The 21,354-nt window shown below is 39.5% G+C and carries 20 protein-coding genes and 2 pseudogenes; 7 read left to right on the top strand and 15 right to left on the bottom strand.

All coding sequences use genetic code 11. The features are described from left to right. Positions 1-751: 751 nt before the first annotated feature. Positions 752-982, bottom strand: a complete 231-nt coding sequence (locus FIM44_RS05915; protein ID WP_000468328.1) for an HP1242/YdcH family protein — start codon at positions 980-982, stop codon at positions 752-754. A gap of 119 nt (positions 983-1,101) precedes the next feature. On the opposite strand from FIM44_RS05915, the gene alaS reads away from it, so the two are divergent. The 4 genes and pseudogenes from alaS to FIM44_RS08675 all read left to right on the top strand — a co-directional run bounded on the left by alaS (position 1,102) and on the right by FIM44_RS08675 (position 5,214). Next, entirely contained in the window at positions 1,102-3,645 is a 2,544-nt protein-coding gene (gene alaS, locus FIM44_RS05910) for an alanine--tRNA ligase (protein WP_140579399.1), read from the top strand. 1 nt (position 3,646) lies between these two features. Further along, positions 3,647-4,210: a septum formation inhibitor Maf gene (gene maf, locus FIM44_RS05905; RefSeq protein ID WP_140579398.1), complete on the top strand. Its 564-nt coding sequence runs from the start codon at positions 3,647-3,649 to the stop codon at positions 4,208-4,210. 119 nt (positions 4,211-4,329) lie between these two features. Beyond that, positions 4,330-4,805, top strand: a pseudogene (locus tag FIM44_RS08835) (hypothetical protein). Between the two features lie 150 nt (positions 4,806-4,955). Continuing rightward, a pseudogene (locus FIM44_RS08675) lies at positions 4,956-5,214 on the top strand (hypothetical protein). A gap of 78 nt (positions 5,215-5,292) precedes the next feature. Here the strand turns inward: FIM44_RS08675 and FIM44_RS05890 are convergent. The 5 genes from FIM44_RS05890 to FIM44_RS05870 all read right to left on the bottom strand — a co-directional run bounded on the left by FIM44_RS05890 (position 5,293) and on the right by FIM44_RS05870 (position 10,367). Continuing rightward, positions 5,293-6,297 (bottom strand): formamidase, encoded by a 1,005-nt coding sequence (locus tag FIM44_RS05890; RefSeq protein WP_140579397.1) that lies wholly within the window; start codon positions 6,295-6,297, stop codon positions 5,293-5,295. 166 nt (positions 6,298-6,463) lie between these two features. After that, on the bottom strand, positions 6,464-7,591 hold the full coding sequence (carA, locus tag FIM44_RS05885) for a glutamine-hydrolyzing carbamoyl-phosphate synthase small subunit (protein ID WP_140579396.1): 1,128 nt from the start codon (positions 7,589-7,591) through the stop codon (positions 6,464-6,466). Further along, positions 7,591-8,142, bottom strand: coding sequence for a DUF507 family protein (locus FIM44_RS05880; protein WP_001237418.1), 552 nt, complete (start codon positions 8,140-8,142; stop codon positions 7,591-7,593). Before FIM44_RS05880 ends, carA begins: the two co-directional genes overlap by 1 nt. Positions 8,143-8,220: 78 nt before the next feature. Further along, positions 8,221-9,468, bottom strand: coding sequence for a glycosyltransferase family 39 protein (locus FIM44_RS05875; RefSeq protein WP_140579395.1), 1,248 nt, complete (start codon positions 9,466-9,468; stop codon positions 8,221-8,223). After that, complete coding sequence (locus FIM44_RS05870; RefSeq protein WP_140579394.1) at positions 9,459-10,367, bottom strand: DMT family transporter; 909 nt, start codon at positions 10,365-10,367, stop codon at positions 9,459-9,461. Before FIM44_RS05870 ends, FIM44_RS05875 begins: the two co-directional genes overlap by 10 nt. Before the next feature lie 370 nt (positions 10,368-10,737). On the opposite strand from FIM44_RS05870, the gene FIM44_RS05865 reads away from it, so the two are divergent. After that, positions 10,738-11,199, top strand: coding sequence for an HP1233 family protein (locus FIM44_RS05865; protein ID WP_033742661.1), 462 nt, complete (start codon positions 10,738-10,740; stop codon positions 11,197-11,199). Positions 11,200-11,293: 94 nt separating this feature from the next. On the opposite strand, the gene folP is transcribed toward FIM44_RS05865, so the two are convergent. The 6 genes from folP to FIM44_RS05835 form a co-directional block, all read right to left on the bottom strand. Next, positions 11,294-12,436 carry a dihydropteroate synthase gene (gene folP, locus FIM44_RS05860; RefSeq protein ID WP_140579393.1) on the bottom strand — a complete coding sequence of 381 codons (1,143 nt, stop codon included), beginning with the start codon at positions 12,434-12,436 and terminating at the stop codon, positions 11,294-11,296. Then, complete coding sequence (locus tag FIM44_RS05855; RefSeq protein WP_120894093.1) at positions 12,433-13,089, bottom strand: DNA polymerase III subunit delta'; 657 nt, start codon at positions 13,087-13,089, stop codon at positions 12,433-12,435. Before FIM44_RS05855 ends, folP begins: the two co-directional genes overlap by 4 nt. Further along, positions 13,086-13,628 carry a DNA replication regulator HobA gene (gene hobA / locus FIM44_RS05850; protein WP_140579392.1) on the bottom strand — a complete coding sequence of 181 codons (543 nt, stop codon included), beginning with the start codon at positions 13,626-13,628 and terminating at the stop codon, positions 13,086-13,088. The genes FIM44_RS05855 and hobA overlap by 4 nt, the downstream gene beginning before the upstream one ends. Then, on the bottom strand, positions 13,625-14,842 hold the full coding sequence (locus FIM44_RS05845) for an aspartate kinase (protein WP_140579391.1): 1,218 nt from the start codon (positions 14,840-14,842) through the stop codon (positions 13,625-13,627). Before FIM44_RS05845 ends, hobA begins: the two co-directional genes overlap by 4 nt. A 1-nt stretch (position 14,843) precedes the next feature. Next, positions 14,844-15,311: an RNA pyrophosphohydrolase gene (locus tag FIM44_RS05840; protein ID WP_000902626.1), complete on the bottom strand. Its 468-nt coding sequence runs from the start codon at positions 15,309-15,311 to the stop codon at positions 14,844-14,846. Between the two features lie 160 nt (positions 15,312-15,471). After that, positions 15,472-15,762 carry a c-type cytochrome gene (locus FIM44_RS05835; protein ID WP_140579390.1) on the bottom strand — a complete coding sequence of 97 codons (291 nt, stop codon included), beginning with the start codon at positions 15,760-15,762 and terminating at the stop codon, positions 15,472-15,474. Positions 15,763-15,856: 94 nt separating this feature from the next. On the opposite strand from FIM44_RS05835, the gene hemW reads away from it, so the two are divergent. Then, on the top strand, positions 15,857-16,894 hold the full coding sequence (gene hemW / locus FIM44_RS05830) for a radical SAM family heme chaperone HemW (protein WP_194148706.1): 1,038 nt from the start codon (positions 15,857-15,859) through the stop codon (positions 16,892-16,894). A 50-nt stretch (positions 16,895-16,944) separates the two neighbouring features. Here the strand turns inward: hemW and crcB are convergent, their stop codons facing one another. From crcB to FIM44_RS05815, 3 genes are read right to left on the bottom strand one after another with little or no spacing between them, the layout of a single operon-like run. After that, a complete protein-coding gene (gene crcB / locus FIM44_RS05825) occupies positions 16,945-17,337 on the bottom strand; it encodes a fluoride efflux transporter CrcB (RefSeq protein ID WP_140490627.1) in 393 nt (130 codons plus the stop codon). A 46-nt stretch (positions 17,338-17,383) separates the two neighbouring features. Beyond that, positions 17,384-18,064 carry a uroporphyrinogen-III synthase gene (locus FIM44_RS05820; protein WP_140490629.1) on the bottom strand — a complete coding sequence of 227 codons (681 nt, stop codon included), beginning with the start codon at positions 18,062-18,064 and terminating at the stop codon, positions 17,384-17,386. A 2-nt stretch (positions 18,065-18,066) separates the two neighbouring features. Continuing rightward, a complete protein-coding gene (locus tag FIM44_RS05815; protein ID WP_140478771.1) occupies positions 18,067-18,408 on the bottom strand; it encodes a rhodanese-like domain-containing protein in 342 nt (113 codons plus the stop codon). A gap of 71 nt (positions 18,409-18,479) precedes the next feature. Here FIM44_RS05815 and FIM44_RS05810 point away from each other — a divergent pair, with 71 nt between their 5' ends. Then, positions 18,480-21,320: an FAD-binding and (Fe-S)-binding domain-containing protein gene (locus FIM44_RS05810; protein ID WP_140579388.1), complete on the top strand. Its 2,841-nt coding sequence runs from the start codon at positions 18,480-18,482 to the stop codon at positions 21,318-21,320. The last annotated feature ends 34 nt before the right edge of the window (positions 21,321-21,354 follow it).

Genomic DNA, 21,354 nt, shown 5'->3' with positions numbered 1-21,354 from the left:
TATAGCGTGTATTTGAATTATGTGTTTGCTTACTAAGCTTTTGTGAAACTCCCTTTTTAAGGGATTTCTTTTAAAGCCTTTCTTTTTTTGGGGGTGTAATTTTGACGCCTTTGTTTTGAACCCTTGTTTTTAAATGTTCTTTTTTAAAGTCATTATTTTAACCCCCCATTCTTGTAAACTCTCTTTTTTTTTTTTTTTTTTTTTTTTTTTTTTTTTTCTCTTTTTTTTTATCTTTCTTTTTTTTGTTTGTTTTTTAAATTATTTTTTTTGAACCCTTTGTTTGGGGGTTTCTTTTTTAAACTCTTTCTTTTTTGGGGGGGTTTGATGAAAAATCCTTTTTAGCGTTTTTGACGATTTGGTTAGTGGAAAACTTGACGCTAATTTAAGCGATAGTTTTTAAAAAAGCGCTTCTTTTATAGGGGTTTTTAAGTTGAACTTTGAAAAGGGGAGAATGATTTCAAATACTTCCTATCCCTTTAAGAAAATAAAATAAAACTTTAATAAAACAAAACTCAATAAAATGATTTTTACAATAAAATGAGAGCCAAAACGATAAAATAAAGTTTTAAAAACCCATTTTTTAAAAATATTAAAGATAATAAAGCTTATAGTGGGAATAAAGCTGAAAGCAACCTAACGCTTTAATTCAAAATCAAAGCGTTAAATCTAACCAATAAGTGCTAACCAAGCAATAAAGCGAAAACGCCCCTTAAAAAGCGTTTCAGCGTGTTTTCACAAAGATGACTAAACCTTAAACATGATCGGATTTTTGCTTTTCTCTATATTCTATGATCATGCTGTGGATTTCATCTTTTAATTTTAATTTTTGTTTTTTCATGTGGCTGACTTCAGCGTCGCTAGCGTTTTGTTGCTCAGCGGTTTTGATGTCGTCATCAAGCTGGTTGTGTTTCTCAAAAATTTTATCAAAATGCGGATTATTCGCTTTTAACACGCTGATTTCGTCTCTAAATTCATGGAACATGGTTTTCTCCTTTAATTTTGGATGTTTAAAGTATAATAAACTATCTTTTTAAAAAAACAACTTAAAAGAGCTGTAAAATAGCCTTAAAATGCGCGATAAAACGACAAAAAGGAATACCCATGGACATTCGCAACGAATTTTTACAATTTTTTCAAAATAAGGGGCATGAGATTTATCCTAGCATGCCCTTAGTGCCTAATGACGCCACCTTGCTTTTTACCAATGCCGGCATGGTGCAATTTAAAGATATTTTTACCGGGATGGTGCCGCGCCCTAGCATTCCCAGAGCGACAAGCTCGCAATTGTGCATGCGCGCAGGCGGCAAGCATAACGATTTAGAAAATGTCGGCTATACCGCAAGGCACCACACGCTTTTTGAAATGCTAGGGAATTTCTCTTTTGGGGATTATTTCAAAGAAGAAGCGATCTTGTTTGCGTGGGAATTTGTAACCAAAAATTTAGGGTTTAAGCCTAAAGATTTATACATCAGCGTGCATGAAAAGGACGATGAAGCCGTTAAATTATGGGAAAAGTTTGTGCCTGTTGATAGGATTAAAAAAATGGGCGATAAAGATAACTTCTGGCAAATGGGCGATAGCGGGCCTTGCGGGCCTTGCAGTGAAATCTACATTGATCAGGGCGAAAAACACTTTAAGGGGAGCGAGGATTATTTTGGGGGCGAGGGCGATAGGTTTTTAGAAATTTGGAATCTGGTGTTCATGCAATACGAACGCTCTAATGATGGCGTTTTATCCCCCTTGCCAAAGCCCAGTATTGATACAGGCATGGGATTAGAAAGGGTGCAAGCGCTATTAGAACACAAGCTCAATAATTTTGATTCTTCATTATTTGCGCCCCTAATGGAAGAAATCAGCGGGCTTACAAGCCTGGATTATGCGAGCGAGTTCCAGCCAAGCTTTAGGGTAGTGGCCGATCATGCAAGAGCGGTAGCGTTTTTGCTCGCTCAAGGGGTGCATTTCAATAAAGAAGGCCGTGGCTATGTTTTAAGGCGCATTTTAAGGCGAGCCTTAAGGCATGGGTATTTAATGGGCTTGAAAGAAGCGTTTTTATACAAAGTCGTGGGCGTGGTGTGCAAGCAATTTTCTAACACGCATGCGTATTTGAAAGAATCTAAAGAAATGGTAATGAAAGAATGCTGTGAAGAAGAAGAGCGCTTTTTAGAAACTTTGGAATCGGGCATGGAATTGTTTAATTTGTCTTTAAAGCATTTGAATGAAAATAAAATCTTTGATGGCAAAATCGCTTTCAAGCTTTATGACACTTTTGGTTTCCCTTTGGATTTAACGAACGACATGCTAAGAAGTCATGGGGCGTGTGTGGATATGCAAGGCTTTGAATTGTGCATGCAAGAGCAAGTGAAACGCTCTAAAGCTTCATGGAAAGGCAAACAAAATAACGCTGATTTTAGCGCTATTTTAAACGCTTATGCACCTAATGAATTTGTGGGGTATGAAACGACAGAATGTTTGGCTAAAGTTTTAGGGTTTTTTGATAGCGGTTTTAAAGAAATAGCAGAGGCAAACCCTAACCAAGAAGTCTGGGTCTTGTTAGAAAAAACCCCTTTTTATGCAGAAGGTGGGGGGGCCATAGGCGATAGGGGCGCGCTTTTAAAAGATAATGAAAAAGCGGCTTTGGTGCTAGATACAAAAAACTTTTTTGGGCTTAATTTTTCGCTCCTTGAAATCAAAAAAGCGCTAAAAAAAGGCGAACAAGTGATCGCGCAAGTGAGCGATGAGCGCTTAGAAATCGCCAAACACCATAGCGCGACGCATTTATTGCAGAGCGCTTTAAGAGAAGTTTTAGGTTCGCATGTGAGTCAAGCAGGGAGTTTGGTGGAATCCAAACGATTGCGCTTTGATTTCTCGCATGCTAAAGCGCTCAACGATGAAGAGTTAGAAAAAGTAGAAGATTTGGTTAATGCTCAAATTTTCAAGCACCTAAATAGCCAGGTGGAGCATATGCCCTTAAACCAGGCTAAAGAAAAGGGAGCGTTAGCGTTATTTGGTGAAAAATACGCTGAAAATGTGCGGGTGGTGAGCTTTAAAGAAGCGTCCATTGAATTGTGTGGGGGCATTCATGTGGAAAATACCGGGCTGATTGGGGGGTTTAGGATTGTAAAAGAAAGCGGGGTGAGTAGCGGGGTCAGACGCATTGAGGCGGTGTGCGGGAAAGCCTTTTACCAACTGGCTAAAGAAGAAAATAAAGAGCTTAAAAACGCTAAGATCGCATTAAAAAATAACGATGTGATCGCCGGCATCAACAAGCTTAAAGAGAGCGTGAAAAACAGCCAAAAAGCCCCCGTTTCTGTGGATTTACCGGTTGAAAAAATCCATGGCGTGAGTTTGGTGGTGGGCGTAGTGGAACAAGGCGACATTAAAGAAATGATTGACCGATTGAAGAGTAAGCATGAAAGATTGCTCGCTATGGTGTTTAAAAAAGAAAATGAGCGCATAACTCTCGCATGCGGGGTGAAAAATGCGCCCATAAAAGCGAATGTGTGGGCTAATGAAGTGGCGCAAATTTTAGGGGGTAAAGGGGGTGGAAGAGACGATTTTGCGAGCGCTGGAGGCAAGGATATTGAAAAATTGCAAACCGCGCTCAGTTTGGCGAAAAATACCGCTCTTAAAGCTTTAGAGGGATAGCATGGAGCTTATTTTAGGCTCTCAATCTAACGCTAGGGCGAATCTTTTAAAAGAGCATGGGATTAAGTTTGAACAAAAAGCGCTCTATTTTGATGAAGAAAGCCTAAAAACCACAGACCCTAGGGAGTTTGTCTATTTGGCGTGCAAGGGGAAATTAGAAAAAGCTAAAGAGTTACTTGCGAATAATTGCGTTATCGTGGTGGCTGATAGCGTGGTGAGCGTGGGTAATCGCATGCAACGAAAAGCTAAAAACAAGCAAGAAGCCCTTGAATTTTTAAAACGCCAAAATGGCAATGAAATAGAGGTTTTAACCTGCTCGGCATTGATTTCTCCTAAATTAGAATGGCTGGATCTATCGGTTTTTAGAGCGCGTTTAAAGGCGTTTGATTGCAGCGAAATAGAAAAATATTTAGAGAGCGGTTTGTGGCAAGAAAGCGCGGGCTGTGTGCGGTTAGAAGACTTTCATAAGCCTTATATTAAAAGCTCAAGCGAGAATTTGAGCGTGGGGTTGGGGCTGAATGTGGAAGGCTTGTTAGGGGCGCTACAATTAGGGGCTAAACTTTAAATATTATAAACGCTATCCTTTTATTTTAAAACACTTAATAATATGATTTTCTAGCCAATCACCCTTGACAAACAAAAAAACGATACACTCCAACATTTGATGTTTAAAGGGTTTGTCGCATGGCGCATTTTATTTTTTCTGTTGCGGTGGTGCTTTTATGGTTGGTTGCGTGGGGCATATATCTCTTTTCTAGGAAGAGCTTAAAAAGAGAGATGGAAGAGATAGAAAATTCTGATCCCAATCAAAACAATCCTCTCATTACTGCTGCTATGGGTATTGGAGGAGCGGCTATTAGTATTTTTTCCCAGATACCAAACCAATCGTTGATGGCGTCAAGCCGTTGGCTGAGAAAGGTTTGCAAGAGGCGTTTAGAAAAGACAAGCTCACAGAGGGGCAAAAATTTTTAATCTCTGGCTTCAGATTCTTGTCGTTATTTTTCATTGTTGTTGCAGCAATGATAGGCGTGTGTCTCATTTGGAGTTTCAACGGGTGGTCTTTTTGGAAAGTAACGGGTTATTTTCTTCTTTATGTGTTTTTTTGCTCCGCTTCAATGTTTCCAAATATATTTATTTATGGTATATTAGATGATCGATAATTGGCTCATGATAAAAAGCAATGTTTTTTAGGCTTATCCCTAAAAGATAAGCGTTAAAAACACTCTATCTAACTGATAAACCCCCTTGACAAACAAAAAAAGAAAACGATACACTCCAGCATTTGATGTTTAAGGAGTTGTCATGGGGTCTTGGTCTCGTATTCTTGTATCAATCTTGGTGGTGGTTTTGGGATTAGTGCTTGTTGCCATGCTAATAAATTGGCATGTTTAGCGGGAATGATCTATTGTGGCTATGGCATTATTACAGATTTTAGCGCTCTATCATCTACAATGTGGTGGTGGTGTCTTTATCAAAAATAACATGGTTTTGCATAGGTTATATCGCTTTATGGGGGCTTACGCTTTTTATGGGTTTTTTACATGTTCTACAATAGAAGACTATTCGTAAAAATTGATTGAAAAATTAAAATAGGGGGGACGCTAGAACCTTTAAAAACAGGTTCTAGCAAAAATACAAGGTTAGGGATTATTTCCCAAAACGCCCACCGGTGGTAGGGTAGCCATAAACAGAGCCATCTTTGATTTTCATGTGATCTTCCCAAGGCAATTTGTATTTACCAGCGGCTAAGTCTTTGATGTAGGTTAAGCCTGCGTCATGTTCTCCGCCCGGTTTAGCCACATACCCTCTATGGCCTAGGTTGTAAATGTTGTTTTCTAAGCCCCAGCTTAAGCGAGCGTTGTCTGCCATTTTAGGATAGATTTCCCCGGTTACAATCTCCCAAGGGTTGCGGTGCCCTTGAACAAGAGTCGTGCCATCAAAGTTGCAGATTTGCCCCTCACCAAAGTAGTAAAAGACATTATCATAGCCGGCTAAATTCACGCTCACGGTATACATCAAATTGTGCCACGCATTGGAGCGGTTGGTCAAAATCCATTGATCATTGACTTGAGTGCTATAGCCTGAAATGCGGATATACACATTGCACCCTTTATAGGCCGCTTCTCTAGCGAGCTCTGGAATCATGCCGTCATGGCAAATGCACACGGCTAATTTTGATCCGCCCGGACCCTCGCACACAGGCATTCCTAAATCCCCAGGATACCATGGTTCAATGGGATTCCATGGGAATAGCTTGCGGTATTTTAAAATGATTTTACCTTGCGGATCAATGATGATGGCGGTGTTGTAGGGGTTTTTGTTAGAATCAGGATTGCGTTCCATGATGGAAAAAACACCATAAACTTTCGCCTCTTTACACGCTTTAGCGTAAGCTTCCGTCTCTTTACCCGGGACATCTAGTAAAAACTCTTCGCTAAGCCACTTAGCGGTATTCAAACCTTGCGTGCTATACTCAGGGAAAATGATAAGCTCCACTCCTGGATACCCCGCTTTAGTCGCATGCAAGGTTCTAATAATGCTTTCAATGTTGTGATCAATATCCTTACGGCTGTTGACAATGGGCACAGGAAACTGAATGGCTGCCACTAAAAACCCTTCAATAGGTTTGCCCATACTACCGATACTTCCCATAATAACTCCTTCTAAAAGTTTTGTCGCAATAACAATAGTAATTATTGCGAGAGAATATTATTGCAAGAGAACTAATTTAGAGTAAATGCGAGATTTTTTGATAAAAAGATTTAAATCTATTTTTAAAGCGCTTTTCAATCTCTATGGGTGCTGTTTTTAAAAACCCCTAAAAATCTTTTAACAATTCCACAAATTCCTTAAAAATATAGTGGCTCTCTTTGGGGCCGGGACTGCTTTCTGGGTGGTGCTGGACAGAAATAATGGGAGCGTTTTTATAACGCACGCCCTCAATGGTGTTGTCAAAAAGATTGCGGTGCGTGATGATAGCGATTTCTTCAATTTCTTCAGGGACGCAATAGTTGTGATTTTGCGCGGTGATTTCAACGGCGTTTGTTTTCAGGTTTTTAACGGGGTGGTTGCTCCCATGATGGCCAAATTTGAGCTTGTAGGTAGGGTAGCCTTGCGCGATAGAGAGCAATTGATGCCCTAAGCAAATGCCAAACATAGGGATTTTAGCGTCAATGAGTTGTTTGATTTCTTCAATTTCTTGCTGCAAGCTCAAAGGATCGCCAGGCCCGTTAGAGAGGAAAATCCCGTTAATTTCTTTTTTTTCATAGGCTTTAATCAGCTCGTTAGCTTTAGTGTGGTGCGGGTAAATAAGGGCTTTTAACCCCACATTTTGAAGCTCGTTTAAGATATTGCCCTTAGCCCCAAAGTCTAATACTGCGATAATTTTATGAGAGGTTTTTTCATCAAAAGGCTTGTAATCTAGGGTTTTGAAATCAAAAGTGGCGCGTTGGTGCGTGGTGATTTTTGGCGTGGAAACGCTAGACACTAGGGGGGAGTGGGAAATTCTAGGGGCGTTTTTTAAAATTTCTTCAAGCTTGTTTTTGTTATGCTCTATCGTGGAAGCGACCATCATCAAGCACCCATGATGGCGTAAGGTTTTGATCAAACTCCTGGTATCAACGCCACAAACCCCTAAAACGCCGCGCTTTTTTAAATAAGCACTCAAGCTAAAATCCGCCCTTGAATTAGAAAAAAATTCGTTGTAATGGCGTGCTAAAACCCCTGCGCATGAAAAAAAGGATTCATCGTCTTTAGAATTAGCGCCCACAACCCCAATTTCAGGCATGCTAAAAACCACGAATTGCCCCTTATAGCTAGGGTCGCTAATGACTTCTTGATAGCCGCTCATAGAAGTGTTAAAAACAAGCTCGCCCACTTGCGTGCCGCTAGCCCCAAAACTTTGCGCTTGCAAAAAAAGCCCGTTTTCTAAATAGAGAGAGACCATTATAAAAAGCCTTTACGCCTTAATTCTTCTTCATAGAGCCTTTCAAACACAAGCTCGTATTCATCGCTCCCTACGGGGAGTTTGCGTTTGTAATGCTTGATTTTTTCATGCACTTCATTTTCAATGCTTTCATACGCTTTAGAATAGGTGTCAATGGATTTGTAAATCAAGTTTCTTATCAAATTTTCAGACACGCTAAACATGATCAAATCTTCATCTAAGATTTTATTCAAAATCTGGTGCGATAAATCGTTACACCTTTCTTCCCAAAACAAATGGAAGCCCTCTTTTTGAGCGATCTGTCTTTTAATCATCCAAAAAAGCTGCCTTTCATCCATCCGCATGAATTCTATCTCATCGGTGTTTTCTTCTAAAAGCTCTCTGGCTTGCTCATCTATGGCGTTTTCTTTTTTAACGCTTTTTTCCAAAATCCCTTCTATCAATTCGCACAATAATTCTCTAGGGGCTTTTAATTCTAATAGTTTTGAATGGATAAAGTCATTGGCAATTTTATGGCTTATATGGTTTATATGGGTTAGTTTGAGTCTCATGGTTTTTCTCGCGTATTTTATTTATTTTTGGAGTGTATTTTATCATTCTTTAGATAAAATGCTTTTTAAAGAATGGGTTTAATGGCGCACCAAACTATAGGATTGTAGAATTTTATCAGCGTAGATGATTGTAATATCAGGGCGTTTTTTAGAAATTTTAGTGTTGATCAGTCTTAACCTCCCCCCTTCTTTAATGCCATAGAATTGAAGCCTTAAAGCGAGTTGTTTATCGTTAGTGCGGATTTGATGAATGCCCCTTAATTGCAAGGCCGTAGCGACTTCTTTGGCTAAGAAATGCCGGTTTAATAATTTTTCATTAGCGCCAGAAATTTTACTCCCCCATAAAAAAAGCGTTTCAGTGAGCATTAAAAGATACAAACTAAAAACGCGCAAATAATACTGCCCCCTAAATTCCTTTAAACGCACCCTAAGGCTATTTAAAACGCTTTTAATAAACAAAGGCAAACCGATTAAAGCTAAGGGGGCGAAAGTTTTTAAATCTATCTCTTGGCGCATGCTCAAAAGCAAAGGGAAAAGCCAACCGCTCGCGCTCATAAAGGCTAGTAGTGATGGCTTTTTATCCAAAAGGGCTTTATAGAGCGTATAAGGGTAGTAGAGGAACAATAAGGGCGAATATAAAAGCATGAGTTCTAAGCATGTGTCTATAAAATACCCGCTAGGCAAGCCCTTATTGAAACTCCCGCTAAAAAGAGCGGTATTCACAATTAAAACCACCAAAGCAAAGATCGCGCTCTTAAAATAGCGTCTTCTTAAAGCGTAGGTAAAAACCCCTAGTAAAAGCGGGATAAACGCGCCGTCTAAAAATGCGCAAGCGCTGAGGGTTAAATAAGGGATTTTTTGGGTTTTGATATACAAATAGCTAATCAAAAGCCCAAGGCTTAACACCAGCACGCTTTTAGCCAATAAAATCGCAAAGAGATTCACTCCAGGCAATAAAGCGTAAGTCAATACCACATAAAGGGCGTCTTTAGGCTTTTTTAAAATCTTTCGCCCTATCAAATAAAATAAAAACATGTTAAGGATGTGAGCGATCAAAAAAGGCAATCTTAAAGCCAAATCGTTTTGGCCTAAAATGGCGGTGCTTTTTTGAGCGATTTGAACAAACCATGCGCTGCTGTAAAAAAAATCCTTCGCTTCATTGTAGCTGATAGAAATTTCTCCACTCATCAACAGCCCCAAAGCTAGGACTAAAAAAACCATGATAATAAAGACTAAATCGCTTAAATCAAAGCTTCTTGTTTTTTTCTCTGGATAAATAAAGTAGCGGAAGTATAACAGAGCGCTTTGTAAGGGGCTTAGTTGCATGGCTTAAATTTTTTTAATTCTTTTAAAAGAGCGGGCAAGGCAATGAGTAAACCTGAACATAAAATCAAAGCCACCCCCAAAGAGCTTTTAAGATCTAAAAACTTATCGCCTAAATACAGCCCAAACAACAGCCCCCAAACAATGCGGGTGTATTCAATGGGGGCAATGATCCCAGCAGGAGCGTTCATGTAAGCATAAGTTAAGAAATACTGCCCTAAAGTCCCGCTAATCCCTATTAAAGAAATCCACAAAATGTCTTCTTTTCTAGGAACATGAATGCCTGTGGATAAAAAAGGAATATCAATGAACATGCCCGCTAATCCAAGAAGGCTCATGCCAAAGGCGAAAGCTAAAATCACGGCCTGCTTGTCATAATATTCCCTCAAATCCCTTAAAGTGATATACGCTAAAGACACAAAAATCCCGCTCAATATTCCCATAAGAATTTCAACCGGCCCCACATTTTCCACGCTAGGATCGGAGATCAACACCACCCCCACTAGCCCGATGCATGCGGAAATTAACGCGCTTCTTTTGAGTTTTTCTTTCAAAAGCAAAGGGGAAAGAAGCACCGTATAAATCGGCGCGCATTGCGAAAAAGCCGTCGCTGTAGCGAGCGAAATTTTTTCAATATTATAAAAAAACGCTAGCATGGCTAAGCCCCCCACAACGACCCTAAAAGCGAGTTTTTTAAAACCGCCTTGTTTGTAGCTTTTTAAGCGGTAGGGTTTGAAAGGATAAATAAGCAAGAGCAAAAGCGTCATGGTAATGGAGCGGTAAAACACATTCTCCATAGGGGAAAAATAATCCGCTGTGATTTTAACAAACGCGCTCATGATCCCAAAGCATAAATTCGCCAAGAGTATCATTGAAACGCCAAATAAAATGGTATTACGCATGCTTTTTGCTCATTAGATTAAAGATTTTTAGGGTAGTTTAACCTAAAATCTCTAATTAAGACTTAAAGTTTTTAAGCTCTAAAAGCATAAAAGTTGCATTGATTGGTAAAATCATGCTATAACAATGTTCTAGGAGTTTTACCTTTTGTTTTGTCTAGAATCATTCTAGAAGCTTCAGCATTTCAAACTCCTTATAGAAATATGAAAACATAAAAACACGAGTCCTTTTTGAAAATAAACTCCTAGACCCTTTTTAAAGGGTTTGAACGCCACCATTAGAAAACTCTTTTAAGCTTTTTAAATTTTTTAGTCTCATTAGGGAATGGATTTTGCTTAATATCAGCGTAAAATCCAATTTTAGGAAATTCGCATGGCTGTTTCTTCTATCAATCAGTTTGATTCTAACCTCTATGGGCTTTTAAACGCTAAAAGCGCTCCTAAAGAAGACCTAGCTCCTATTGAAAGCGCAGAAAAAGTAGAACGAGAAAAAAAGGACGCTCCAACAGAAAACCTCCCCTTTAACCCTGACAAGCGAGAGACTTACGGCTTTTTGGTTTTAGAATTGATGAGCGATAGAGAATATGAGGCTTTTTTAAGGGCTACGGCCGGAATGGATGAGAGCCAAAAACGCCTTGCCGCTCAGTCGCTCTATAGTTTGACGGATTTTTATAATGGGAAATTCTCTAAAGAAGTGGAAAACGCCCCCAAGCAACCGGTGAATGGCTTGCACAAAAAAGCCCTACAAACCTTTAACGCCACCAACCACAACGATTTTTTGCAACGCTATCAAAACGCTTACAACAACCCTTCAACCATGGATGTGATCCTTTAAAGATTAGGGTTAATCAAGGATTGATCATCAAAAACGCTTTTTAGCGTTTTGATGATAACCAACGCCCAATGGGATCAAAGCTAAAAATTTCGGTTTAATCCGTTTCTTCCAAACTCTTAAACACCTTGATGAGATCGATATGCTCATCAATGTCATGCGCTCTTAAAACGCTCGCTCCGTTTTGCAACGCCATTAAATGCAAACTCAAAGTGCCGGCGAGCCGGTCTTGAACTTCACGCCCGGTGATAAGCCCGATCGTGTTTTTACGACTCGCTCCCACCAATAAGGGTTTTTTGAATTTGAGGAAGTGGCTTAAATGCTTGATTAAGGCTAAATTATGCTCTTTTAATTTAGCGAACCCAAACCCTATATCTAAAATAATATCTTGAAGCGCGTGTTTTTCTAAAACCTCTAGTTTTTCCTTAAAGAAGCGATCCATTTCATCAAATAAATTGTGGTAAAAAACATTTTCTTGCATGTCTTTGGGGGTTTTTTGAGTATGCATTAAAATGCAAGTGGGCTTGTAATCTCTTGCGACTTCTAGCATTTCAATGCTATTAAAACCGCTCACATCATTAAGGATGGAAAAACAATGCTCCAAAGCCATTTGGGCGGTTGTGGCATGGTAGGTGTCTATGCTGAATTGGGCGCACTGGTAGAGTTTTTGGGATTTAATCTCTAGTAAAATTTCTTTTAAGCGATCCTGCTCTGTTTTTGGATCAATGATTTCACTCTCTGGTCTTGAACTCGCCGCGCCTATATCAATGAGCGTGATACCCTTTTCTAGCCATTGATAGATTTCTTCAAGCGCTTTTTTGCTATCAAAACGGCTCTTTTCATAGAAACTATCCGGCGTGAGATTCAAGATTGCCATGATCTGTGGGGTGTTAGGCTTTTGGGATTTAAGGTGGCTTTTTAATTCTTGCGCTAAATGTTTAAGCCCAAAGGGTTGGGAGTGGCACTTAACAATCAGGCGTTCTAATTGGTTAGTGCTCGCAATCAGCACCCCATCATAAAAAGGCTCTTTGGCTAAAATACAATCTCTTGGCGTGGCAAAATCGCCCCCAACGCTTATGGCCTCTTGCTTTAAAATGAGCGCAGCGCTTAAGGGCAGGTGTTGGATTTCAAAAACAAAGCTAACGCCTTTTTGGCGCATATGGTTTTGCGCGATCTTTTCTGGACCTATTTTTTGTAGAGCGCTTTTGAGCACATCAGGGTTAAGGCGTTTTACAATCATGGCGTTTTCTTTTTGGATAAAAGGCTTAAAAGCAGGGGTAAAAGATTGTAGCTGAGCTTGTAATAAGAGCTGTTAGCCTTGATCGCTAAGTCAAAGGCTTGCAATTCTTGCTCGTTTAAACAGATTTGGTGTCTGTGAATACTCTCTAATAAGCTTTCAATCCTTTCCCTCTGATTTTCTCTGGAATCAAAGTTTTCTTTGTCTAAATTTTTTAAAAACGCATAGATGTCTTTCAAATCCAACCTGGATAAATCCAAATCTAAAGGTTTTAGGGGGATTTTTTGGCGTTTGTCTTCTTTGATTAGGCGGGATTTAATGGTGGCTAACACATGGTTTGGGCTTTTAGCGAACATGATAAAACAAACGTTATTCGGGGGTTCTTCTAAGATTTTTAAAAGCGCGTTTTGGGCTTCTATACCATAACTAGGAGCGGCGATTAAAAAAGCGTTCAATTCGCTGTGTTTTAAGTGAGCCTTTGAAATGACTTCTTTGGCATGCTCAATTTTAAAATCCTTGTTAAAAGTTTTGATCACCTTTTTGTCTTTTTCAATGATCTCGGTGTAGAATTTAATGTGGTGTTCAAAAAGGCTTGCGGTCTCTTCTAGGCTCTCTTCAAGATTGTCCGTATAAATAAGGCGGTTGGAGTTTTTCACAAAGTAACCTTATTGTATAGCGCGCTAAAAAGCGCGTTTTCAAAGAGTTTGAAGAGCTGTAATAATTTATAATCCAATAAGCTGTCATGCTCTTTTAAAAGCAAGCAATCTTCTTTAAGCTCTTCAAAAAGCCATAAAAAACTAGGGATTTTACTCAGTAGTATCGTTTTCAAGCCTTCATTTTCAATTCTCCCAACATGCCAAAACATGGGGTTTTGATAAGTCAGCTCTATGGTGGCTAGAGAGAGATTCGCATCGTTTTTTGGGTAGAAAGAAGAAGCGTTAAAATCAATGACGGACAATAAGGGGCGCTCTTTTAAATCTTTAGGGTTTAAGTTAGAAAGAATGTAGTTTAAAAACCAGTGCCTAGAAGAATCCGTGCTCACTAACAGCGATCCGCCATTAAGCACATGCGAAATGGTTTGCGCAATGAGTTTTGCATAGCTTGATCGCTCTAATTCCAACCACCCGCTTTGTTGGGCGATAAACTCCCCTTGATTGCGCACAAATTCCTTGATCCAGTCGTAGAAATTTTTCATTGATCTAATTGATACACCGCATGCAAAGTTCTAACCGCTAATTCAGCGTATTTAATGTCAATCAAAACCGAAATTTTAATCTCGCTTGTAGAAATCATCATGATATTGATATTGTCTTTGGCTAGGGCTTTAAAAGCGATGCTCGCTACCCCAGAATGCGACTTCATGCCCACGCCCACTATGGAAACTTTAGCGATATTTTCATCATAATCAATGGAATCCATTTGCACTAAAAAAGGCTTTAAGGCTTGCTTGGTTTCTTCTATTTGGGTTTTAACGATCGTAAAATCCAAATCGGTTTTGCCGTCTCTGCCGATCGTTTGGACGATCATATCCACATTAATGCGATACTCCGCTAAAGCGCCAAAGATTTCAGCGGCAATGCCAGGTCTGTCTTCCACGCCCTCCATGCTCACACGAGCCTGATTCTTATCCAATGCGATCCCACTCACTATAGGGGTTTCCATGCGTTCTCCTTTAAAGTCTTTTTCAGCCACAATGAGCGTGCCTTCGCTATGGTTAAACGAATTGCGAGTCACTAACTTCACGCTGAGTTTTTTAGCTAATTCTACCGAGCGGTTTAATAAAACTTTAGCCCCCATAGAAGCCAGTTCAAGCATTTCATCATAGCTGATTTGTGTGATTTTTTGGGCCTTTTCTTCAATGCGCGGATCAGTGGTATAAACGCCATCCACATCCGTATAGATTTCGCACAGATCCGCTTTTAAAGCCCCGGCCAAAGCGACCGCGCTCAAATCGCTCCCCCCACGCCCCAAAGTCGTTGTTTCGCCTTGAATATCAGCGCCTTGAAACCCAGCGATCACTACAATGTAGTTTTTTTCTAAAAGTTCTGTGATGCGTTTGGTGTCAATGGATTGGATCACGGCGTTTTGAAAATGCGAGCTGGTTAAAATGCCCGCTTCTTTCCCGCTCAATGAAACGGCTCTATGCCCATACCTTTCTAACGCCATGCTCAAAGCCGCGCTTGAAACCAATTCCCCCACGCTCACAATCCTATCCATTTCTCGCTTGTTAGGGTTATGGCTAAAATTCTTGCCAAATTCTAAAAGCCTATCGGTTTCGCCACTCATTGCTGAAACCACCACCACGACTTGATGCCCTAATTTAACGCTTTCTAAAACCCTTTGAGCGACATTGTGGATCCTTTCTATGCTGCCCATGCTCGTGCCGCCATATTTTTGAACGATTAACACCCTATAAATACCCCTCTCTTTTGAAATAAGCGATGACTTGGCGGTACACCTGACGCTTAAAGGGAACGATTTTTTTAAGCAAATCCTTGAGATGGATGAACTGATAAGCTCTAAATTCTGGCGTGTGTTTGTTCAAATCAATGTTGTTAGCATGCTTTAGGCGCACTAAAAAATAGCGTTGTTTTTGCCCGTCAAACGCATAGAATTTATGCTCCATATTGCTTGGGAAATCATAGGCGATCCATCTGGGGTATTGCGCCAAAATCTCTATTTCATTCGTGCCAATTTCTTCTAATAATTCTCTATGGAGCGCTTCTAAAGGGGTTTCGCCCTCATCAATGCCCCCTTGGGGGAATTGCCACGCCCCTTCAATATCTATGCGCTCAGCGATAAAAATTTCGCATGTATTAGGGTAGTCTGGCGACACAATGATAGCCGCAACATTAGGACGATATTTTTTATGTAGCATAGGTCTTTATTTTAGCTCTTTCTTGTTTGATTAAGATGGTATTATAGTGTATGCTAGCTTTAAGTAGGGTTAAGAATGCCATTAAAATCAAAAATTAAGAAAAAAGGGTTTGAAACTCATTTTAATAGCGCCCAAATAACGCTATTAAAATTAAGAGGGTTTATTTGAGAGTGGGGATGTATTTGGCTAAAGCTTTGATGTCTTCATCGCTTAATTTTTTAGCTTGCGCGGTCATGACAGGATTCTTATTAGCACCATTTTTAAAACCCATAAGATCTTTTTCAATTTCTGCTTCACTCATCATGTTGACGATTTTGCTTTTGCCTAAAGCTTTCTTTTCAAACTTGACCCCATGGCAAGCGGCACAACCTTTTGCAAGAGCTTTAACATCTGTTGCCATTAAAGCGTTTGCGAACGCTAAAACGCTTAAAGCCATAACAACCTTTTTCATCGTTTGTCTCCTTTACTTATCAAAATGATCTTAAAATGATACAATTACAAGTTTAAGTTTTGCTTAAAATAAAGTGAAAATGAGAGAAATAAATATGATTTTATACATTCATATCCCCTTTTGTGAAAATAAATGCGGTTATTGCGCTTTCAATTCCTATGAAAATAAGCATGGGCTAAAAGAAGAATACATTCAAGCGCTATGCCTGGATTTAAAGCATGCGTTAAGTCAAACTGATGAACCAATTGAGAGCGTTTTTATTGGCGGCGGCACGCCTAACACTTTAAGCGTGAAGGCTTTTGAAAGGATTTTTGAAAGCATTTATCGCAATGCGCGCTTGAGCTTGGATTGTGAGATCACCACTGAAGCTAACCCCGAATTGATTTCTAAAGCTTGGTGTCAAGGCTTAAAAGATTTAGGGATCAACCGCTTGAGTTTAGGGGTGCAAAGTTTTAGAGAGGATAAATTATTGTTTTTAGAGCGCCAGCATTCCAAAAATATCGCTCCTGTGATAGAAACTATTTTAAAAAGCGGGATTGAAAATATCAGCATTGATTTGATTTATAACACCCCATTAGACAATGAAAACTCTCTAAAAGAAGAACTAAAGCTCGCTAAAGAACTCCCTATCAACCACTTGAGCGCTTATGCTTTGAGCATTGAAAAAAACACGAATTTAGAAAAAAACGCCAAAAAACCCTCATGCACCCATTTTGACAATATAATAAAAGAGGCTTTAGAGGGCTTTTCTTTCAAGCAATACGAAGTGTCTAATTACGCTAGAAATTACCAAGTCAAGCACAATTTGGCTTACTGGGGGGCTAAAGATTATTTAGGGTGCGGGGCTGGGGCTGTAGGCTGCGTGGCGAATGAGCGCTTTTATGCGAAAAAACTCATAGAAAACTACGTCAAAGACCCCCTAAAACGCCAAATTGAGACGCTTAGCGAACAAGACAAGCGCTTAGAAAAGCTGTTTTTAGGCCTAAGGTGCATGCTTGGGGTTGAGCTTAGTTTCTTAGATGAAAATAAAGTAAAGTTTTTGATTGAAGAAAACAAGGCTTTCATTAAAAATAACCGATTGATAGCGAGCGATTTTTTCATGGCCGATGAAATGGCTTTGTGGCTGTTGTGATTGTAGGCTCTGCTTTAATCAAGCGTTAATGAAACGCCAGAAAGCGTTTTTTAATTAACGCCTATAAAATTTTTAGCCAAAAACCACCCGATAGCCACCCCAATAAGCCCTAAAAGGTTAGTGCCTAAGACATAAGAAATGGCTTCAAGGTATTGGGATTTTTGCAAGAGTTTTAAAGTGTCTAGCCCATAAGAAGAAAAGGTCGTAAAACCCCCTAAAACCCCGGTAACAAAGAAAATCCCAAAATCATCACCAAAAACTTTTTTGACAGCCAAATGCCCCATAAAGCCGATGACAAAACACCCTATGATATTCACGCTAAAAGTCCCTAAAGGAAAACTTTCAAACATTAAAAATTTACTGGGCATCATTTTGCCCACAAAATACCTTAGCGAACTCCCTATAGCCCCCCCTAAAGCGGCCCATAAAAAGACAAAATTCATGCATCATCCTTTAAAAAATAACTGAGAACATTATAATGAGATGTTTTTAACATTCCTTAACCCTCAAACTTAAAGCCAGTTCTAAACACGCTTCTAAGGAGGGCTTTTTAGCGCTATAGCTTTGAATGCCTTGCTCTTGCAAATAAAGAGCGGTCGTGTTGCCAATGCTTATAGCGGTGTAATTTTCTAAAAATTCAAAATAGTGCAAAAAGGCTTTTGCATGGCTTATAGCGGTAAAAATAAGAACGCTTTTTTCTTTGGGTTTTAGGGCGTTTTGTTCGCTTAAAGTCAAATGTTTGAGCTTGTTTTCATAAACAACGGCTTGTTGGAAATCAATGCCATGCTCTAAAAGAATGGTGTCTAAAGAAGAAGCAATTTCTTTTGCCCTGAGATACAAAACGCTTTTTTTTTCCAATAAAGGAATGATTTCTTGAACGAACTCTTTGCCATGGGCTTTTTCCCCTATAAAGGCGACTTTAAAATGGTGATCTTGTAAAGTTTTTGCGGTGGGTTCGCTCAAAGCGTAAGCAGGAATGTTTTGTAAAATTTGGAGTTTGGGGCTGTTTTTTAGAGTTTCTAGCAAGGAAAACACCGCATTTTTAGAAGTGAAAATGAGAGCGTTAAAAGGGGTTGGATCTAATTCTAAGGGATAGTAGCAAAATTCATTTAAAATGAGAGTCTTATAAGGGGCGATTCTTTGAGAATGCACCCATACAATCTCCCTCATGCCTAGTTTTTTTTACCGCTAGTGTCATCATAGACCATTCTAAAGCCATATTTTTCAAAATCATAGACATTGCCCTCTAAATAATAGGGCGTATAGCCTAATTCATGCATGCTTTTAGCCGCGTCTAAAGCCCTGCGACCAGCCCTGCAATGGAGCAACACTTTTTGATCTTTGTGTTGGGATAAAAAATCAGCGAGCTTTTCTTGGTCATTGACGCTAATGAGCGTAGCGTTAGGCAAATGCAATTCCTCATATTCGTCCAATTCGCGCACATCTACCACGATAAAATCATTGAAATTCACTTCTTCTAAACTGATTGCATAATCTTCAAAATCTTCAAGCATGTTTATCCTTAGTTTTTAAAGTAAGGTTATGTTACAATGATTTGATAAATAGGAATGTTTAAGGAGAGTGTGTGCAAGAAAATTATGACGCTTTTTTTACCGAAGCGAGCGGGTTTTTAAACGAGCGGATCTTTAAGGATTATTTACGCCGTTTGGCTTATGGCATTGACGCGTCATGTTATCGTTATATCCCTAAAATAGTCGCTTGGGTGAAAAATGAAGAAGAAGTCCAAAAGCTTTGTGTCTTAGCCAAAAAGCATGGCGTTACATTGACTTTTAGAGCGGCTGGGAGTTCCTTATCAGGGCAGGCGAGCTGTGATGGGGTGCTAGTGGTGGTGGCGCATTTTTTCAAAGACGCTCACATTTTAGACAACACTCAAAGCATTCAGCTCTCATGCGGAGTCATAGGAAGCCATGCGAACGCTTTATTAAAACCTTACCATAAAAAAATAGGCCCAGATCCCTCTACGATAAACACCGCTATGATAGGGGGGATTGTCGCTAATAACGCTAGCGGGATGTGTTGCGGGGTGGAGCAAAACAGCTACAAAACCCTAAAATCCTTAAGAGTGATTTTAGCTGATGGCACTCTTTTAGACACGGCCAATCACAAGAGCGTTGAGAGTTTCAAAAACGCGCGCAAAGATTTGATTGAAGGGGTTTTGAATTTAAGAAAAGAGATTTTAGAAGACAAAGAATTGCATGCTCTAATTAAGAAAAAATACGAGATCAAAAACACCACCGGCTATAGCTTAAACGCTCTCATTGATTTTGAAGATCCGATTGAAATCATTAGCCATTTATTCATAGGCTCTGAGGGGACTTTAGGCTTTATTTCAAGCGTGGGATTAGAATGCGTGAAAGACTACGCTTATAAAACTTGCACGTTATTGTTTTATGAAAATTTAGAGCGATGCGCCAAAGCCGCTCAAATTTTAGCCGCCTTAAAAGCCAAACAACCTGAAATGATTTCTTCAGCAGAGCTTATGGATTATGCGTGCTTAAAAAGCGTGAAAGGTTTGGAGGGCATGCCTAGCGTGGTTTTAGAAATCAAAGAACCTAACGCATGCTTACTCATTCAAAGCGAAAGCGATGATCCTTTAATTTTAGAAAACAACATGCAAACGATTTTAAACGCTTTGAGCGCGATACCGGTCGTTTTAGATTCTCAAATCAGCAGTGATCCTAATGTTTATCAATCGTGGTGGAAGATCAGAAAAGGCATTTTCCCTATCGCAGCGTCAAAAAGAAAAAGCCAAAGTTCTGTGATCATTGAAGACGTGTGCTTCAGTCAAGAAAATTTTGTAGAGGGGGCAAAAGCGATTGAAGGGCTTTTAAAAAAACATGGCTTTAAGGATAATGGCATTATTTTTGGGCATGCGTTAAGCGGGAATTTGCACTTTGTCGTTACGCCGATTTTAGAAAATGAAACCGAAAGAAAGGCGTTTGAAAATTTAGTTTCTGAGATGTTTTTAATGGTGAGCAAAAGCTCTGGCTCTATTAAAGCCGAACATGGCACAGGCAGGATGGTAGCCCCTTTTGTGGAAATGGAGTGGGGAGAAAAAGCCTATAAAATCCACAAACAAATCAAAGAATTGTTTGATCCTAAAGGCATTTTAAACCCTGATGTGATCATCACAAACGATAAAGAAATCCACACTAAAAATTTAAAGAGCATTTACCCTATTGAAGAGCATCTGGACATGTGCATGGAATGCGGATTCTGTGAAAGGATTTGCCCTAGCAAAGATTTATCTTTAACGCCACGACAACGAATCGTTATCCACAGAGAGATAGAGCGCTTAAAAGAAAGAGTAAGTCATGGTCATAATGAAGATCAAGTTTTATTAGATGAGCTTTTAAAAGAGTCTGAATATTTAGTGCACGCCACTTGTGCGGTGTGCCATATGTGTTCTATGCTATGCCCTTTAGAAATTGATACCGGAAGAATCGCCCTAAATTATTATCAAAAAAACCCTAAAGGCGAAAAGATCGCTTCAAAGATCCTTAATCACATGCAAATAACCACAAGTGCGGCTCGTTTTTCTTTAAAAAGCGCTCGCTTGGTTCAAAATCTCATAGGCTCTCACAACTTAGTGAGCCTAACTAAAGGGATTAAAAAATTCATCAAGCCCTTCCCTAAAGCTTTTGATTACATGCCCAAAAACAACGCCTATCCTTTAGAAAATAAAACGCTTAAGAGCGAAGAAAAAGTCATTTATTTCAGCACTTGCATCAACCGCTCGTTCGCTCCATCAAAAGAAATGGCGGATCAAAGGAGTATCCAAGAAGTGTTTGAATCCTTATGCCAAAAAGCCAAAGTTTCGGTAATGTATCCTAATGGATTGGATGCACTTTGTTGCGGGAAAGCCTTCATCAATTACACCGACTTAACCAAGCAGAACAATGAAAAAAACCATGCGATTTTTTTACAATTAAGCGATGAGGGAAAAATCCCCATTGTTTTAGACCATAGTGCATGTTCGACGTATTTTTTCAAGCAAATGAAAGCTTATAAGGATTTGAAAGTCTATGATTTGAGCGTCTATATTGAAGAAGTTCTAAGCCCTAAATTAAAATTCAACCCCATTAACGAAGACATAGGGTTATACACGATGTGCGCTTTAAAGTTAGAAAATAAAGAAGAGTTGTTGTTCAATTTGGCTAAAAAATGCACTTTAGGCGAGATTGTTATCCACAAAGAGACGGGTTGCTGTGGCTTTGCGGGGAATAAGGGCTTTTTTACCCCTGAATTGAACGAGAGCGCTTTAAACGGCTTTCAAGCGTTTTACCAATCCTATGATCTTAAAAGGGGCTTTTCCACTTCTAGCACTTGTGAGATCGGTTTGAGTGAAAAAACCCGATTTTCTTGGCAGCATATCGCTTATTTAGTGGATGCTTGCACGCTTTAAATTGGTGTATAATTAAAGAATTTCTTTAAAGGGT

Origin of the sequence: Helicobacter pylori, from assembly GCF_006440215.1 — a bacterium.
In the GTDB taxonomy this organism is placed as follows: Bacteria; Campylobacterota; Campylobacteria; order Campylobacterales; family Helicobacteraceae; genus Helicobacter; species Helicobacter pylori_CS.
This window is presented reverse-complemented; position numbering and strand designations above follow the sequence as displayed.